This window comes from Bacillus sp. SIMBA_074 (assembly GCF_046534555.1).
In the GTDB taxonomy this organism is placed as follows: domain Bacteria; phylum Bacillota; class Bacilli; order Bacillales; family Bacillaceae_G; genus Bacillus_A; species Bacillus_A mycoides.
On record NZ_JAWRYM010000866.1, the window covers coordinates 1 to 254 of the forward strand.

1 protein-coding gene is annotated in these 254 nt (G+C 65.0%); it reads right to left on the reverse strand.

The window, feature by feature from the left end:
• A partial coding sequence (locus SB773_RS33220; protein ID WP_410594702.1) for a hypothetical protein occupies window positions 1–183 on the reverse strand: 183 nt, incomplete at its 3' end.
• Between the last annotated feature and the right edge of the window lie 71 nt (window positions 184–254).

Here is a 254-nt window from a genome sequence, read left to right on the forward strand (position 1 = left end):
GTTCGAACCGATGGCGATCGCGCCATCGCCCGAAGCCGTGGTCGAATCCTCCACGGCCAGGGGCGTGGTCCCATCGCCCGCCGCGCCGCCGATGGCAACGGAATTGAGACCAAGGGCATTACTGCCGAATCCCATGGCGGTGGAACCTAGACCGAGTGCGTTCGTCTCCAGACCGTTTGCCACCGCCCATTGGGAAGCCGTACTCATCCACCCGAACGCCGAGCCACCGTTCCCGGTCACCAGTGAAGTCCCAC